Origin of the sequence: Streptomyces sp. URMC 126 (genome assembly GCF_051386555.1) — a bacterium.
Classification (GTDB): Bacteria; Actinomycetota; Actinomycetes; order Streptomycetales; family Streptomycetaceae; genus Streptomyces.
The window spans coordinates 1-16,267 of record NZ_JBPQTX010000156.1; the positions used below are offsets into that span (position 1 = coordinate 1).

15 protein-coding genes and 2 rRNA genes are annotated in these 16,267 nt (G+C 72.3%); 4 read left to right on the forward strand and 13 right to left on the reverse strand.

Translation table 11 applies throughout. The features are described from left to right. Positions 1-92: 92 nt before the first annotated feature. From hemB to ACSNOK_RS19460, 5 genes are all read right to left on the reverse strand, one after another. Positions 93-1,025, reverse strand: a complete 933-nt coding sequence (gene hemB / locus ACSNOK_RS19440; protein ID WP_436782000.1) for a porphobilinogen synthase — start codon at positions 1,023-1,025, stop codon at positions 93-95. A 62-nt stretch (positions 1,026-1,087) separates the two neighbouring features. Next, positions 1,088-2,737 carry a uroporphyrinogen-III synthase gene (locus ACSNOK_RS19445; RefSeq protein ID WP_436781989.1) on the reverse strand — a complete coding sequence of 550 codons (1,650 nt, stop codon included), beginning with the start codon at positions 2,735-2,737 and terminating at the stop codon, positions 1,088-1,090. Next, on the reverse strand, positions 2,734-3,702 hold the full coding sequence (hemC, locus tag ACSNOK_RS19450; RefSeq protein ID WP_436781990.1) for a hydroxymethylbilane synthase: 969 nt from the start codon (positions 3,700-3,702) through the stop codon (positions 2,734-2,736). The genes ACSNOK_RS19445 and hemC overlap by 4 nt, the downstream gene beginning before the upstream one ends. Then, positions 3,699-5,093, reverse strand: coding sequence for a glutamyl-tRNA reductase (locus tag ACSNOK_RS19455; RefSeq protein WP_436781991.1), 1,395 nt, complete (start codon positions 5,091-5,093; stop codon positions 3,699-3,701). Before ACSNOK_RS19455 ends, hemC begins: the two co-directional genes overlap by 4 nt. Continuing rightward, the gene (locus ACSNOK_RS19460) at positions 5,090-5,887 is read right to left on the reverse strand and encodes a redox-sensing transcriptional repressor Rex (protein ID WP_436781992.1); all 798 of its coding nucleotides are present in this window, start codon (positions 5,885-5,887) and stop codon (positions 5,090-5,092) included. Before ACSNOK_RS19460 ends, ACSNOK_RS19455 begins: the two co-directional genes overlap by 4 nt. 391 nt (positions 5,888-6,278) lie before the next feature. Here ACSNOK_RS19460 and ACSNOK_RS19465 point away from each other — a divergent pair, with 391 nt between their 5' ends. From ACSNOK_RS19465 to ACSNOK_RS19480, 4 genes are all read left to right on the forward strand, one after another. Then, a complete protein-coding gene (locus ACSNOK_RS19465; RefSeq protein WP_436781993.1) occupies positions 6,279-6,548 on the forward strand; it encodes a glutaredoxin family protein in 270 nt (89 codons plus the stop codon). 176 nt (positions 6,549-6,724) lie between these two features. Continuing rightward, complete coding sequence (locus ACSNOK_RS19470) at positions 6,725-7,702, forward strand: HAD family hydrolase (protein ID WP_436782001.1); 978 nt, start codon at positions 6,725-6,727, stop codon at positions 7,700-7,702. 538 nt (positions 7,703-8,240) lie between these two features. Beyond that, positions 8,241-9,044 (forward strand): ECF subfamily RNA polymerase sigma factor, BldN family, encoded by an 804-nt coding sequence (locus ACSNOK_RS19475; protein ID WP_436781994.1) that lies wholly within the window; start codon positions 8,241-8,243, stop codon positions 9,042-9,044. Positions 9,045-9,278: 234 nt separating this feature from the next. After that, complete coding sequence (locus tag ACSNOK_RS19480) at positions 9,279-10,514, forward strand: DUF5667 domain-containing protein (RefSeq protein WP_436781995.1); 1,236 nt, start codon at positions 9,279-9,281, stop codon at positions 10,512-10,514. Between the two features lie 71 nt (positions 10,515-10,585). Here ACSNOK_RS19480 and ACSNOK_RS19485 read toward each other — a convergent pair whose 3' ends face one another. The 8 genes from ACSNOK_RS19485 to ACSNOK_RS19520 form a co-directional block, all read right to left on the reverse strand. After that, on the reverse strand, positions 10,586-11,632 hold the full coding sequence (locus ACSNOK_RS19485) for a lysophospholipid acyltransferase family protein (RefSeq protein ID WP_436781996.1): 1,047 nt from the start codon (positions 11,630-11,632) through the stop codon (positions 10,586-10,588). Between the two features lie 14 nt (positions 11,633-11,646). Beyond that, positions 11,647-12,705, reverse strand: a complete 1,059-nt coding sequence (locus tag ACSNOK_RS19490; RefSeq protein WP_436781997.1) for an NAD-dependent epimerase/dehydratase family protein — start codon at positions 12,703-12,705, stop codon at positions 11,647-11,649. Between the two features lie 427 nt (positions 12,706-13,132). After that, positions 13,133-13,231 (reverse strand): 30S ribosomal protein bS22, encoded by a 99-nt coding sequence (locus ACSNOK_RS19495; protein ID WP_003948845.1) that lies wholly within the window; start codon positions 13,229-13,231, stop codon positions 13,133-13,135. Positions 13,232-13,341: 110 nt separating this feature from the next. Then, positions 13,342-13,551 (reverse strand): helix-turn-helix domain-containing protein, encoded by a 210-nt coding sequence (locus ACSNOK_RS19500; RefSeq protein WP_154080489.1) that lies wholly within the window; start codon positions 13,549-13,551, stop codon positions 13,342-13,344. A gap of 128 nt (positions 13,552-13,679) precedes the next feature. Beyond that, positions 13,680-14,477 carry a phosphatase gene (locus ACSNOK_RS19505; protein WP_436781998.1) on the reverse strand — a complete coding sequence of 266 codons (798 nt, stop codon included), beginning with the start codon at positions 14,475-14,477 and terminating at the stop codon, positions 13,680-13,682. 142 nt (positions 14,478-14,619) lie between these two features. Further along, positions 14,620-15,792, reverse strand: a complete 1,173-nt coding sequence (locus ACSNOK_RS19510) for an acetoin utilization protein AcuC (protein WP_436781999.1) — start codon at positions 15,790-15,792, stop codon at positions 14,620-14,622. 88 nt (positions 15,793-15,880) lie between these two features. Next, positions 15,881-15,997, reverse strand: a 5S ribosomal RNA gene (rrf, locus tag ACSNOK_RS19515). A gap of 76 nt (positions 15,998-16,073) precedes the next feature. After that, positions 16,074-16,267, reverse strand: a 23S ribosomal RNA gene (locus ACSNOK_RS19520); the annotation flags it as partial.

A 16,267-nucleotide genomic window follows, 5' to 3' on the forward strand; every position in this document is an offset into this window, starting at 1 on the left:
ACAACCGCGCGGAGCGCGGTTTCGGGGGGTGCGGGGGCTCGCCCCCGCAAGAAACGGTGAAAGGGCGGGACCGGGGCACCCCCAACAGGGCCTCAGCCCAACTTCCGAGCAACCTCCGTCGCCCAGTACGTAAGGATCATGTTGGCCCCGGCCCGCTTGATCCCCGTAAGCGTCTCCAGAATGGCCCGCTCCCGATCGATCCACCCGTTCGCAGCCGCCGCCTCGACCATCGCGTACTCACCGGAGATCTGATACGCCGCGACGGGAACGTCCACCGCCTCCGCGACCTTCGCGAGCACGTCGAGGTACGGCAGGGCCGGCTTGACCATGACCATGTCCGCGCCCTCGGCAAGGTCGAGCGCCAGCTCGCGCATCGACTCCCGCGCATTGGCCGCGTCCTGCTGGTACGTCTTCCGGTCCCCCTGCAACGAGGACCCGACGGCCTCCCGGAACGGCCCGTAGAACGCGGACGCGTACTTCACCGCGTAGGCGAGGATCGACACGTCCTCGTGCCCGGTCTGGTCCAGGGCATCACGGATGACCCCGACCTGACCGTCCATCATCCCGCTGGGGCCCACCACGTGGACACCCGCGTCGGCCTGCACCTGAGCCATCTCGGCATACCGCTCCAGAGTGGCGTCGTTGTCGACCCGCCCCTGAGCGTCCAGCACACCGCAGTGCCCGTGATCCGTGAACTCGTCCAGGCACAGGTCGGACATGATGACGAGTTCGTCCCCGACCTCGGCCTTCACATCACGGATGGCGACCTGGAGGATGCCGTCCGGGTCGGTGCCCGCCGTCCCCAGGGCGTCCTTCTTCGACTCCTCGGGCACGCCGAAGAGCATGATCCCGGAGACCCCCGCCTCCACCGCCTCGACGGCGGCCTTCCGCAGCGTGTCACGGCTGTGCTGCACGACCCCGGGCATGGCCGAGATCGGCACCGGCTCGCCGACGCCCTCCCGCACGAAGGCGGGAAGGATCAGGTCGGAGGGGTGCACCCGGTGCTCCGCGACCATCCGGCGCATGGCCGGGGTGGTGCGGAGCCGCCGGGGCCGCGCCCCCGGGAACGTGCCGTACGTGCTGGTGCTCAACTCCGTGCCCTCCTACGCGATCCGGGCCGCCGCTCGCTCGGGCGCGTGACCGGGTCCCCGGCCTCGATCGCGGCGTCACGCCGCGCGGCACCGAACTCCGCGAGCGCCTCGGCGAGCTTGTGCACCGAGGGCTCGGGCGACAGCACGTCCACCCGCAGCCCGTGCTCCTCCGCGGTCTTCGCGGTGGCCGGGCCGATGCAGGCGATGACGGTGACGTTGTGCGGCTTGCCGGCGATGCCGACGAGGTTCCGCACGGTGGACGAGGACGTGAAGAGCACGGCGTCGAAGCCGCCGCCCTTGATCGCCTCGCGGGTCTCGGCCGGCGGCGGCGAGGCGCGCACGGTCCGGTAGGCGGTGACGTCGTCCACCTCCCAGCCGAGCTCGATCAGACCGGCCACCAGGGTCTCGGTGGCGATGTCGGCACGCGGCAGGAAGACGCGGTCGATCGGGTCGAAGACCGGGTCGTAGGGCGGCCAGTCCTCCAGCAGCCCGGCGGCCGACTGCTCGCCGCTCGGCACCAGGTCCGGCTTGACGCCGAACTCGATCAGCGACTTCGCGGTCTGCTCGCCGACGGCCGCGACCTTGATGCCGGCGAAGGCGCGCGCGTCGAGCCCGTACTCCTCGAACTTCTCGCGCACCGCCTTCACGGCGTTCACGGACGTGAAGGCGATCCACTCGTAGCGGCCGGTGACCAGGCCCTTGACCGCGCGCTCCATCTGCTGCGGAGTGCGCGGCGGCTCGACGGCGATGGTCGGCACCTCGTGCGGCACGGCGCCGTACGAGCGGAGCTGGTCGGAGAGCGACGCGGCCTGCTCCTTGGTGCGCGGCACCAGGACGTTCCAGCCGAACAGCGGCTTGGACTCGAACCAGGACAGCGGCTCCCGGTGATCGGCCGCGCTGCGCTCGCCGACCACGGCTATCACCGGCTGCCCGCCGTCGGGCGACGGCAGCACCTTGGCGGCCTTGAGCACCTGGGCGATGGTGCCCAGGGTCGCCGTCCAGGTGCGCTGCCGGGTGGTGGTGCCGGCGATCGTCACGCTGAGCGGGGTGTCCGGCTTGCGGCCGGCCGCGACCAGCTCCCCGGCGGCGGCGGTGACGGCGTCCAGGGTGGTGGTCACCACGACGGTGGCCTGGCTCGCGCCCACCTCCGACCAGCAGGTGTCGGAGGCCGTCCGGGCGTCGACGAACCGCACGTCGCCGCCCTTCGGGTCGCGCAGCGGCACACCGGCGTAGGCGGGCACGCCGACGGCGGTGGCGATGCCGGGGACCACCTCGAAGGTGATGCCCTCGGCGGCGCAGGCGAGCATCTCGTCGGCGGCGTTCCCGTCGAGGCCGGGGTCGCCGAGCACCGCACGGACGACCCGCTTGCCGCCGCGCGCGGCCGTCATGACAAGATTGGCGGTGTCCCTGAGGACAGGGATGTCGGCGGCCTTTGACACCTCGTCAGAGACCGGCTGCGCGGGCATGTCCACATGCGCGCGCGCATGTGCGCGCACCACCTCCAGCACCTGTGGGTCGGCGATCAGGACGTCCGCGGACGCGAGCGCCTCGACGGCGCGGAGCGTCAGCAGTCCCGGGTCTCCGGGGCCCGCACCGAGGAAGGTGACGTGCCCGTGCGCGGGATGGTTCGGGGCGGTGGGGTTCAATGTGCTCGCTCCCCCATAAGACCGGCCGCACCCTTGTCCAGCATGTCGGCCGCGAGCTCGCGACCGAGGGCCAGGGCGTCGTGGTGCGACGCGGGAACGGGACCGGTGGTGGACAGCTGCACCAGCGTCGAGCCGTCGGTCGTGCCGACGACGCCGCGCAGGCGCATTTCGGTGACAGCCTGCCCGTCTCCCAACAGGTCGGCCAACGCACCCACGGGTGCGGAGCAGCCGGCCTCCAGGGCGGCGAGCAGGGAACGCTCGGCGGTCACGGCGGCCCGGGTGTGCGGGTCGTCGAGCTCGGCGAGCACGGTGGCGAGCGACGCCGCGGTCGCGGCGCATTCGATCGCCAGGGCCCCCTGGCCGGGGGCGGGCAAAACGGTGTCGGGCGACAGGAACTCGGTCGCCACGTCGATCCGGCCGAGGCGGGTCAGCCCGGCGGCGGCCAGCACGACCGCGTCGAGTTCCCCGCCGGTCACGAAGCCCAGCCGGGTGTCGACGTTGCCGCGGACCGGCACGGTCTCGATCTCCTTGCCGAGCGCCCTGGCCCAGGCGTTGAGCTGGGCCATGCGGCGCGGCGAGCCGGTGCCGATCCGGGCGCCGGCCGGCAGCTCCTCGAAGGACAGTCCGTCGCGGGCGATCAGCACGTCGCGCGGGTCCTCGCGGCGCGGGACGGCGGCCAGCACGAGCTCGTCGGGCTGCGCGGTCGGCAGGTCCTTGAGCGAGTGCACGGCGAAGTCGATCTCGCCCGCGAGCAGCGCGTCGCGCAGCGCGGAGACGAACACGCCGGTGCCGCCGATCTGCGCCAGGTGCTCGCGCGAGACGTCACCGTAGGTGGTGATCTCGACCAGCTCGACCGGGCGGCCGGTCAGCCGTCGCACCGCCTCGGCGACCTGCCCCGACTGGGCCATGGCCAGCTTGCTGCGCCGGGTGCCCAGGCGCAGCGGGGCGGTGGTTGTGCCGTTCATGCCGACTCCCGTGCGTTGTTCTTGGTGTCTAGCCGCGCGTCGGCCCGGCTGACGGCGGCGACCGCCTGCGGGTCGAGGTCGAAGAGCTCCCGCAGGGCGTCGGCGTAGCCGGCGCCGCCGGGGGTCGCGGCCAGCTCCTTGACCCGCACGGTCGGTGCGTGGAGGAGCTTGTCGACGACGCGGCGGACGGTCTGGGTGATCTCGGCGCGCTGTTTGTCGTCCAGCCCGGGCAGCCGCCCGTCGAGCCGGGCGATCTCGCCGGCGACCACGTCCGCGGCCATGGTGCGCAGGGCGACCACGGTGGGCGTGATGTGGGCGGCGCGCTGGGCGGCGCCGAAGGCGGCGACCTCGTCGGAGACGATGGTCCGCACCCGGTCGACGTCGGCGGCCATCGGCGCGTCGGCCGAGGCCTCGGCCAGCGCCTCGATGTCGACGAACCGCACGCCGTCGATGCCGTGCGCGGCGGCGTCGATGTCGCGCGGCATGGCGAGGTCGAGCAGGGCGAGCCGGGTGCCGCCGGCGCAGTCGGCGTCGACCGCGCAGCCCGGCCGGCGGGCGAGCGCGGCGGTGACCGCGTCGGCCGTCAGGACCAGGCCGGTGGCGCCGGTGCAGGAGACGACGATGTCGGCGAGCGCGAGCTCCTCGGGCAGGACGCTCATCTCCACCGCGCTCGCGGTGACCTTCCCGGCGGCGCCGGGCTCGGTCAGGATCTCCGCGAGCCGCCGGGCGCGCTCCAGGGTCCGGTTGGCGACGGCCACGTGGGCGACGCCCGCGCGGGCCAGGGTGGCGGCGGCGAGGGAGGACATGGAGCCGGCGCCGATGACCAGGGCGCGCTTGCCCGCGGCCCACTCCTCGACGGACGGGCCGTCGTGGAGCTGCTCCAGGCCGAAGGTGACGAGCGACTGCCCGGCCCGGTCGATGCCGGTCTCGCTGTGGGCGCGCTTGCCGACCCGCAGGGCCTGCTGGAACAGGTCGTTGAGCAGCCGGCCGGCGCTGTGCAGCTCCTGGGCCAGGGCGAGGGCGTCCTTGATCTGGCCCAGGATCTGGCCCTCGCCGACGACCATCGAGTCCAGGCCGCAGGCCACCGAGAAGAGGTGGTGGACGGCGCGGTCCTCGTAGTGGACGTAGAGGTGCGGGGTGAGCTCGTCCAGCGGGACGCCCGTGTGGCGGGCGAGCAGCGTGGACAGCTCGGCGACACCGGCGTGGAACTTGTCCACGTCGGCGTAGAGCTCGATGCGGTTGCAGGTGGCGAGCACGGCCGCCTCGGTGGCCGGCTCGGCCGCGAGGGTGTCGTGCGCCAGCGCGGCCCGGGCCTCGGGGGTCAGGGAGGCCCGCTCCAGCACGCTCACCGGCGAACTGCGGTGGCTGAGACCCACGACGAGCAGGCTCATGCCGGCATCACGGCGGGGACGTCCCCGTCCGGTCCCTTCCTGCCGTCGCGGACCGCCGCGGCGGCGGCCGGACGGGCGCTTCCCGGTCGCGAAGCCGCGGGCCGCGCGGCCTGGCCGGCCTGCCCCGGCTCCTCGCCGGCCTTGCGCTGCTCGTGGAAGGCCAGGATCTGGAGTTCGATCGACAGGTCGACCTTGCGGACGTCGACGCCGTCCGGCACCGCGAGCACGGTCGGCGCGAAGTTGAGGATCGAGGTGACCCCGGCGGCCACCAGCCGGTCGCAGACCTGCTGGGCGGCGCCGGCCGGGGTGGCGATGACGCCGATGGAGACGCCGTTGTCGCTGATGATCGACTCGAGTTCGTCGGTGTGCCGCACGGGCAGCCCGGCCACCGGCTTGCCCGCCATCGCGGGGTCGGCGTCGATCAGGGCCGCGACACGGAAGCCGCGGGAGGCGAAGCCGCCGTAGTTGGCGAGCGCCGCGCCGAGGTTGCCGATGCCGACGATGACGACCGGCCAGTCCTGGGTGAGGCCGAGCTCGCGGGAGATCTGGTAGACGAGGTACTCCACGTCGTAGCCCACGCCGCGGGTGCCGTACGAGCCGAGGTAGCTGAAATCCTTGCGCAGCTTGGCGGAGTTGACCCCCGCCGCGGTCGCGAGCTCCTCCGAGGAGACCGTGGGGACCGAGCGCTCGGAGAGCGCGGTCAGCGCGCGCAGATACAGCGGAAGCCGGGCGACGGTGGCCTCGGGAATCCCTCGGCTTCGGGTCGCCGGTCGGTGAGTTCGGCCAGTTGCCACGGTGCTCCTGCGGGTAGAGCGGGGCTGCGGGCGGCGCCCTGTCCCAGGACCGCCCCGTCGTATGCAGGCTATGTCTTTGTGAACGCGTGCACAAAGATGGTGTCCGCTTTGTCCGTGCAAAGTGACAGGCGTCACGCGGTCTTTCGGCCGGTTCGGGGAACCATTGTCGGGATCGCGTCGACAACCACGCGCGTCACGCCCGCACCAGGGGTCGGTCGACGGGGACACGGGCGATCACTCCTCACCGCTATACCCCCGGACACCTACAAATCGCCCATGATGGTAGTCGACTCAGGCACCTATTCGCCCCGCCCGGAACGGCGGCGCCCCCCTGATCACCAGGGCCCGTCCGGCCCTCTGCGCACCCGTCCGGCCCCGGCACAATGGCCGCATGAGCCTGCTCCGCCGCCGCAAGAACCCCGCGGACCACGTCGTCACCCTCGTCGGCAAGCCCGGCTGCCACCTCTGCGACGCCGCCGAGACGGTGATCGCCGAGGTCTGCGGCGCCCTGGGTACCCGCTGGGAGAAGAAGGACATCACCCAGGACGAGGACCTGCACCGCAAGTACTGGGAGCAGATCCCGGTCGTCCTGATCGACGGCGAGCAGCACGACTTCTGGCGCGTGAACCCGGACCGGCTGCGCAAGGCCCTCGGCGGCTGACCGCGCCCCGCGCTGGGCGGAAGGTGTGACGTTACCGACACGTATCGTTCACGCCGGAGCCCCCACGCCGTCCTGATCACTCCGAACAAACTGGCTATGCTCGCGGCATGGCCCACCCGTCGCCCGACCGCCGTCCCGGCAGGAGCCCCTTCGGGGCGCGCCTCGAGTTCCGCTGGCTGTCCTGGCTCACGTGGCTCTCGCCGCGCCGCTACGCCACCGCGCGCAGTGTCCGGGCGGGCGAGGCGGCGGCCGAGGCCGCCCGGAAGACGGTCCAGGAGCAGGAGGCCCGGGAGGCCGCCCCGGCCGCCGCCGAGGAGGCGCCCGCCGCCGCGACCGGCAAGAAGGCCGCCCGCGCCGCCGAGCCGGAGTTCCCCGTCCCCGGCGACGTGAAGGCCGCCGCCTTCTTCGACCTCGACAACACCGTGATGCAGGGCGCCGCCCTCTTCCACTTCGGCCGCGGCCTCTACAAGCGGCACTTCTTCCGCAAGCGCGAACTCGCCCGGTTCGCCTGGCAGCAGGCCTGGTTCCGGCTGGCCGGCAACGAGGACCCGGCGCACATCCAGGACGCGCGCGACAGCGCCCTGTCGATCGTCAAGGGCCACCGGGTCTCGGAGCTGATGGCCGTCGGCGAGGAGATCTACGACGAGTACATGGCCGAGCGCATCTGGCCCGGCACCCGCGCCCTCGCCCAGGCCCACCTGGACGCGGGCCAGAAGGTCTGGCTGGTCACCGCGGCCCCGATCGAGACCGCGACGATCATCGCCCGCCGGCTGGGCCTGACCGGCGCCCTGGGCACCGTCGCCGAGTCCGTCGGCGGCGTCTACACCGGCAAGCTCGTCGGCGAGATGCTGCACGGCCCGGCCAAGGCCGAGGCCGTCCGCGCCCTGGTCGCCGCCGAGGGCCTGGACCTCTCCCGGTGCGCCGCGTACAGCGACTCCGCCAACGACATCCCGATGCTCTCGCTGGTAGGCCACCCCTGCGCGGTCAACCCCGACGCCCGGCTGCGGCGGCACGCCCGGGAGCACGGCTGGCGGCTGCGCGACTACCGCACCGGCCGCAAGGCGGCCCGGATCGGCATCCCGGCCGCCGTCGGCCTGGGCGCCCTGGCGGGCGGAACCGCCGCGGCCGTAGCCCTGCACCGCCGCCGCCGCTGACGCACCGGATCCGGACCCCTGCCCCCAGCCGCACGCCGTCCCCCCGGGGCCCGGCCGTGCCGCCAGGACGCCACTCGCCCCGCGCTCCGAACGCGTCCGGTCTTCTTCGGCCCCCGCCGGTTCTCCCCGCGCCGTCCGCGACCCGGCCGCCAGTCCTCGTCACCGGAACGAGCGATCACCCAGGCGAGCCGCAGACGCCCCACGCGCCACGCTGAGTAACCGGCGTTCCCCCACAGGCAATCCGGTTGTCATACCCCCACACAGCCCCCGGCAGTCCTGCCGTGTCCGGATTGCCACAACACGCTGCCCAATCGGCCACACCCACAGCAAATACGGTCAACTTCCGCTGTGAGTTCGATATTTGAACGTGCAGCAATGGGTGGAAGTGCGAACGGAAACGGTGATTTGAGCAACTCGGTGTAGTGCTGCCTGTACGAAGGGTTATTCTCCTCAAACGCAAACCGGTACCTCGCTTGTCCCTACGTCGAGTGAACGCACCGGCACTGCACGTGATGGAAGCTCTGCCTCTGGGAGTCCCGTGTACCCACACGTCGGGGTTGACGCCTCGGGCCTGGCTACGCTGCGCGCAGCGGTCGTCGACCGCCTGCGCGGCTTCGTCCCCACCGCGTACGCCGTCCCCGCCTTCGCCACACCCATCCCCGCGGTAGCCGTTGGCGCTGCCGGGCAAAGGAGCCCCTGCTACGCCCTCGCCGAGGCCGGCGCCGCCGTCGGCAGACGCGCCCGCCGCGGCACCGCCGCCACCACTACGACGCGCCGCCCCAGCGCCGACAGCGACAGCGCCCGCATGCTGGATCTCGTCGAGCGCGCCCAGGCCGGCGAGGCCGAGGCCTTCGGCCGGCTCTACGACCAGTACGCGGACACCGTCTACCGCTACATCTACTACCGCGTCGGCGGCCGGGCCACGGCCGAGGACCTGACCAGCGAGACGTTCCTGCGCGCCCTGCGCCGTATCGGCACCTTCACCTGGCAGGGCCGCGACTTCGGCGCCTGGCTGGTCACCATCGCCCGCAACCTCGTCGCCGACCACTTCAAGTCCTCCCGGTTCCGCCTGGAGGTCACCACCGGCGAGATGCTCGACGCCAACGAGGTCGAGCGCAGCCCCGAGGACTCCGTCCTCGAATCCCTGTCCAACGCCGCCCTGTTGGAGGCGGTGCGCAAGCTCAACCCCCAGCAGCAGGAGTGCGTCACCCTGCGCTTCCTCCAGGGCCTGTCGGTCGCCGAGACCGCCCGGGTCATGGGGAAGAACGAAGGCGCGATCAAGACCCTGCAGTACCGGGCCGTCCGCACCCTCGCCCGGCTCCTCCCCGACGACGCCCGCTGAGCCGCCGCCGACCCCCGGTGAGACGCCGCCGGGACCCGCCGGCCGGCCGCCCGACGGCCCGCCCGCGACGGCGGCGCGTAACCCGACTGCCACGCCGCTCGTTGTGCGGGATGCAGACTTCCCGCTGTCGCGCCATGCCCGCACACACTCACTCGTTCGAGTGGATGCACTCAAGGCGTGCAACCTCCAGGTGTCCGGGGGAGTCGATCGTCATGACGAGAGGAGGTGCCGCCTGTGATCGCGAACGTTTCGGCGCACCGGCGGGCGAACGCCTTCGCCCAAGCCCTGGAGGAGCAGGAACTCCAGGGCGAGGCGGCCGTACGGACCGACCCACCCGCGGCCGAGGCCGAGCGGGAACGGCTGCTGAGCCTGGTGGGCGGCCTCGCCGCGCTGCCCGCCCCCGAGCTCGATCCCGAGGTACGGACCGTGCAGCGGGCGCAGCTGATCGCCGCCATGGAGGCCCAGTTCGCCGGGGGCGCCGCATCGGTGCCGGAGCCCCGCAGGGCCCCGGCGGCGGCCGGACCGGCCGGCTCCTCCGGCCGGGGGGCCCACCGGGCCGGCCCGCTCGGCCGGCTCAAGCCGCGCTCCCGCTGGTCCAAGGGGCTGGCGGCCGGCGGGCTCACCGTGGGCGTCGCGGCCGGAGCGCTCGGCGGGGTCGCCGCCGCCAGCTCCAACGCCCTGCCGGGCGACACCCTTTACGGGCTCAAGCGCGGCATGGAGGACCTCAAGCTCGGCATGGCCGACAGCGACTCCGAGCGCGGCGACATCCTCCTCGACCAGGCCTCCACCCGCCTCCAGGAGGCCCGCCGGCTGATGGAGCGGGGCCGCTCCGGCCACCTCGACCACGAGGACCTGAGCGAGATCCGCAGGACCCTCACGGGCATGCGCCAGGACGTCTCCGAGGGCCACCGCCTCCTCCGGGCCGCGTACGAGCACGACGGCTCCCTGGGCCCGCTGCGGCGGCTCTCGTCGTTCACCGCCTCGCACCGCGAGGGCTGGAGCCAGCTGCGCGACCGGCTGCCGCTCCCGCTCACCGACGTGCGAGACGACGTCAGCTCGGTCTTCAGGGCCATAGACGACGAGATCGAACCGCTGCAGTCGCTGATCCACGACAAGGAGCGGCACGAGAACGGCGGCCGGCACGCCACCGCCACCCCGCACAACGACCACCGGGGCACCCCGGGCCACAGCGCCCCCGCGCCCCACAGCTCGTCGAGCGGCGGCGGCAAGCACGCCTCCCACCGTCCGGCGGCGCCCTCCCAGAGCGCCCAGGACGAGCAGGAGGGGCTGCTCGGCGGCACGGGCCTGCTCCGGCCCGCCCCGACGGCGGAGAGCCCGGCCGGCACCGCCCCGCAGCACGGCAGGGAAGGCAAGGACGGCAAGCCGTCCAAGCAGCCGGACGTCACCCTCCCGCCGCTGCTGCCGGACATCCTTCCCGGGCTCGGCATCCACGGCGAGGAGCAGAAGTAGCGGAGACGACGGCGGCCGGGGCTCCTTCGGGAGCGCCGGCCGCCGTCGCCGTCCGCGGGCACGAGCAGGGCTCAGAAGAACACGGACCGCCGCCGCACCAGCAGCTTGTACAGCGTGTGCTGAATCGTCTCCCGCACCTGGTCGGTCAGGTTGAACATCAGCATCGGATCGTCCGCCGCCTCCGGCGGATACCCCTCGGTGGGCACCGGCTCCCCGAACTGGATCGTCCACTTCGTCGGCAGCGGCACCGCGCCCAGCGGCCCGAGCCACGGAAACGTCGGCGTCAGCGGGAAGTACGGCAGCCCCAGCAGCCGCGCCAGCGTCTTGGAGTTGCCGATCATCGGGTAGATCTCCTCGGCCCCGACGATCGAACACGGCACGATCGGCGCCCCGGCCCGCAGCGCCGTCGAGACGAAGCCGCCCCGGCCGAACCGCTGCAGCCGGTACCGCTCCGAGAACGGCTTCCCGATCCCCTTGAACCCCTCCGGCATCACCCCGACCACCTCGCCGCGCTCCAGCAGCCGCTGGGCGTCCTCGGCACAGGCGAGGGTGTGGCCGAGCTTGCGGGAGATCTCGTTGACCACCGGCAGCTTGAAGACCAAGTCGGCGGCGAGCATCCGGACGTGCCGGGCCGCCGGATGGTGGTCGTGGACCGCGACCTGGAGCATCAGCCCGTCGATCGGGAGCGTCCCGGAGTGGTTGGCGACGATCAGGGCCGCGCCCTTCTCCGGGATGTTCTCGATGCCCCGCACCTCCACCCGGAAGTACTTCTCGGCGAACGGGCGCAGGGCGGAGAGCACGACCTGGTCGGTGAGCTCCTTGTCGAAGCCGAACTCGTCCACCTCGTAGTCGCCGGTGATCCGGCGGCGCAGGAAGTTCAGCCCGTGGGCGAGCTTCCGCTCCCAGCCGTCGGCGGCCTCCCGCGCGGCGCCGGCCGCGTCGGGGGCCTCGGGGGCGCCGGGGGATCCGGCCGGCTCCTCCGGCTCGTCCCGCGGCGGCGGGACGGGCGCGAGGGGCGCCGCGGCGGCCCGCGGGGTACGGCCGCCCGGGGCGCCGCGCCGCGACCTCCGCCGGGACCGCGGCTCCTCGCCGAACGGGATGACCTTCGCGTCCGCCATGCTGCGTGCGCTCCTCACTTCAGGCCGCGGCCGGCAGGCACCGCGGCGGCGATCCGGTCGACGGTACGGGCGAGGGTGTGGGGCGGCAGCAGACCGGTGCCACGGCTCCGGGTGAAGTCGGCGAAGGCCCCCGCCGAGGTGTACCGGGGGTGGAAGCCGAGCGTCTCCCGCATCTGGGTGGTGTCCACGACACGGCCGTGGGTGAGGAGCCGGATCTGCTCCGGTGAGAAGTCCAGCATCCCGAGGGCGCGCAGCGCGGAGCCGGCCCAGGTGACACTGGGGAGGAAGAACGGCAGGGTGGGGCGGCCGAGGCGCCTGGCGGCCTGGGAGAGCAGGACGACGCCGTCGCCCGCGATGTTGAACGTCCCGCTGTTGAGCGTGCCCCTGGCGGGCTCCGAAGCGGCGATCCGCAGTACCTCGACCGCGTCGTCCTCGTGCACGAACTGCAGCCGCGGATCGAAGCCGAGGACCGTCGGCAGCACGGGCAGCGAGAAGTACTCGGCGAGCGGCGAGTCGGCGCCGGGCCCGAGCAGGTTGGCGAAGCGCAGCACGCACACGGCCACGTCCGGCCGCCGGCGGGCGAACCCCCGGACGTAGCCCTCGACCTCGACGGCGTCCTTCGCGAAGCCGCCGCCGGGCAGCGACTTGGGCGGCGTCGTCTCGGTGAAGACCGCGGGGTCGCGGGGCGCCGAGCCGTAGACGCTCGTGGTGGACTTCACCACCAGCCGCTGGACGGAGGGGGTCTTCTGGCAGGCGCCCAGCAGCTGCATGGTGCCGATGACGTTGGTCTCCTTGACCACGCTCCGGCTGCCCCGGCCGTTGCCGCGCTTGCCGAGCGGGGTGCCGGTGACGTCCATGTGGACCACGGTGTCGACCGCGTGCTCGGTCAGCACCCGGGCGATGGCGGGCTGCCGGATGTCGGCCCGGACGAATTCGGCCCCGCCCAGGCCGTGCTCGGGCGGCACCGCGTCCACCGCGACGACCCGGTCGACGCCGGGCTCCCGCAGGATCCGGCGGACGAAACGGCCGCTCAGCCGGCGCGCGGCTCCGGTGACGAGCACCACCCTGCCCAAGGTCAGCGCCTTCCCTTCCGTGGGGACGTCCCCCACCCGCTTCCGGCTGCCCTGTTCGCGGCGGCCCCGTTCACGCGTGCCCGGCTTCGGGGTGACGTGGCTTCGGCTGCCGTGATTCGGGGCGCCGCGACTCCCGGTGCCCTGTGGCGGCCACCGTAGCGGCTCGCCGTCGCGCTGTGACGTGCGCTCGTCGCGGGGAGCGACATTTCCAGCCGCGCGGACCGCCGTACGCGGCGTGGGGCGCCCCGTCCGGCCCTACGGGCCCCTGGGGCCTCCCGGAGCGCCGTAGACCCCGTACGGGCCCCCGCGCCTCCCTCGTCTCCCCGGGCCTCCCGTCCTCCCGGGGGCGGACCGCCCGCAGGACGCACCGCAGCCCTCCCCCCACCGGAGCGGGAGAAGGGCTGCGGGACGAACACAGCGACGCTGCTTACTTCTTGTTGCGGCGCTGAACGCGAGTGCGCTTGAGCAGCTTGCGGTGCTTCTTCTTGGCCATCCGCTTGCGCCGCTTCTTGATAACAGAGCCCACGACTACCCTCGCTTACATCGATTCACTCGGTGCGGGGCGTCCGAGCCCACACGACCTACATCGGGCCAGCCTACCCGGCACCGGGCGAACAGCGTAATCCGAGGTCCTCGTCAGGCGGTTTCCACCCCCACAAATGACTCACGGAGGTACTCGTGCACCGCCTGCTCTGGGACCCGGAAGGACCTTCCCACCCGGATCGCCGGCAGATGACCACTGTGCACCAAGCGGTACACGGTCATCTTGGACACGCGCATCACCGCGGCGACTTCCGCCACGGTCAGGAACACGACCTCGTTGAGAGGCCTTTCGCCAGCAGCCATGACACACCTGAACCTTCCGCACATGACGCGCACCGGCTTCCCCTCCGGTGACTCCTCGTCGCTGCGCGCTCACTCCCCAGATTAGGGGCGGGTGATGCGAGTGGGGAAGAGGAGCAGCCATCGGCCGCCTACCGTGACAGACACGCTCGATTGAGTACATAGCGAGTAAGCGGTCGGTAGTAATCAGACCGCACAGTGTCATCAAGCGGAACGGCCACGGACACCGTCCCCTCGGCCTCCCCGACGAAGACCGCGGGGTCGTCGGAGTCCGCCAGTCCGACGGCCTCAAAACCCAGTTGACCTGCCCCGCAGACCCATCCGTGGTCCCCGATGACCAGGGCCGGGAGGGGCCCGCCGGCATCCGCCGCGGCAGCCAGCGCGGTACGAAGCGGGAGGGGTGAATGCGTGTGTGCGCCCGGCTCGTTCGCGGTGGCGCGCGCGCCGGGTTCGCGCACCATCGCGACTCCCCGGACGTAGTCAAGGTTGTATGTGCGTACGCCAAACCGGGTCGTTATGTCGATACTTCGACCCTGCGCCGGGGTGAGGACAGCACATCCCGCCGACGACAGGCCTGCGGCCAAACCGGCGTAGAAACCCAGGAGCCGGTGGGGGTGACCGGTACCGATCAACACCGGAGCGCCCGCCGCGGCGACCGTGGCGAGGCGTTCCGCGAAGGCTCGCAGCGCCGCCAGTGTTCGATCCGGGTCGATCACATCATGCCCGGAAGTCTGTTCAGGATCGGCTGAAACTCCACACCTTTGGCCCATCAGCCGTAACAATTCCTTGTAGTCCCAGTCACTTTCCGGCTCCAGCCCCATCAGCACCGCGGGGTCCCGGGCGACGAACCTCCGGTAGCGGTCGAGGCTCCGCTCCCGGGCGGTGGCCACGACCCCGGCGAGACCGGCGGCGAGCAGATGCGCGCGCAAGCGTTCCACGCACGGGTAACGGGGGCGGAGGGGGATGGGGTGCGCGGACGGCCCGTGCCCAGCCCGGACGGCCCGGTCCGAGGGACACGGACGAGGTCAAAAGGTCAGGGGGGTTCAGGGGGGGTCAGGGAGGTTCAGGGGGTCATGGAAGCAGGCCGTGTGCCGGGAAGACGGCCCGACGGGTCGCCAGGATTGCCTGGTCCAGGCGATCCGCGGGGTCGTACCCGTACGCCGTGAAGTCCCGCCACTCGGGCCGCAGTCCGTCGGTCATCCGCAGGGGCCCCCACTGACGGGTCCGCCGGTAGGCCTCGTGCCGCCAGTCCTCCGGAACGGCCGTGCCGGGCTCGACGGGCCGGCCGGCGGCGACGGCGCACAGGTGCGTCCAGGACCGCGGCACGACGTCGACGACCGCGTACCCGCCGCCGCCCAGGGCCACCCAGCGCCCGTCGGCGTGCTCGTGGGCCAGGGCGTGGCAGGACTCGGCGACGAGGCGCTGGGCGTCCAGGGAGACGGTCAGATGCGCGAGGGGGTCCTCGAAGTGCGTGTCGGCCCCGTGCTGGGTCACCAGGACCTGCGGACGGAAAGCGGCGAGCAGCTCGGGCACGACGGCGTGGAATGCCCGCAGCCATCCCGAGTCGCCCGTCCCGGCCGGCAGCGCCACGTTGACCGCGCTTCCCTCGGCCTCCGGGGCACCGGTCTCCTCGGGCCATCCGGTCTGCGGGAAGAGTGTGCGGGGGTGTTCGTGCAACGAGACGGTGAGGACCCGGGGGTCCTCCCAGAACGCGGCCTGGACGCCGTCCCCGTGGTGAACGTCCACGTCGACGTAGGCCACGCGCTCGGCGCCGAGTTCGAGGAGCCGGGCGACGGCGAGGGCGGCGTCGTTGTAGACACAGAAGCCGGCGGCGGCTCCGGGCATGGCGTGGTGCAGTCCGCCGGCGAAGTTGACGGCGTGCAGGGCCTCGTCACGCCACACCGCTTCGGCGGCCGCGACGGACTGACCGGCGATCAGCGCGGCGGCGTCGTGCATCCCGGCGAAGGCGGGGTCGTCGGGGGTGCCGAGACCGTAGGCGGGATCGGCGGACCGCGGGTCGGCCGACGCCGTCCGGACGGCCTCGATGTAGTCCTGACGATGCACCAGCCGGAGCGTCGACTCCCCGGCCGGCTTGGCCGCCACCACGCGCACCGCCTTGTCCAGACCGAACGCCTCGACGAGCCGCATGGTGAGGGCGAGCCGTACGGGGTCCATGGGGTGCCCCGGACCGAAGTCGTAGCCGGTGACCGCCTCATCCCACATCAGCTGTGCGCGACCGCTCATGACGGCCACGCTATCGGGAAACGCAGAAAAGCCGTAGGCTCTGAATCGATTTCACATCGATTCAGAGCCTACGGCTTTATCAAATTTAGTTCGGCGGCGTCCTACTCTCCCACACGGTCCCCCATGCAGTACCATCGGCGCTGAAAGGCTTAGCTTCCGGGTTCGGAATGTAACCGGGCGTTTCCCTAACGCTATGACCACCGAAACACTATGAAACATATCAACAACCGGCACTTTGGTTGTTCGTGGTTTCAGAACCAACACAGTGGACGCGAGCAACTGAGGACAAGCCCTCGGCCTATTAGTACCAGTCAGCTCCAACCGTTACCGGTCTTCCACACCTGGCCTATCAACCCAGTCGTCTACTGGGAGCCTTACCCCATCAAGTGGGTGGGAGTCCTCATCTCGAAGCAGGCTTCCCGCTTAGATGCTTTCAGCGGTTATCCCTCCCGAACGTAGCCAACCAGCCATGCCC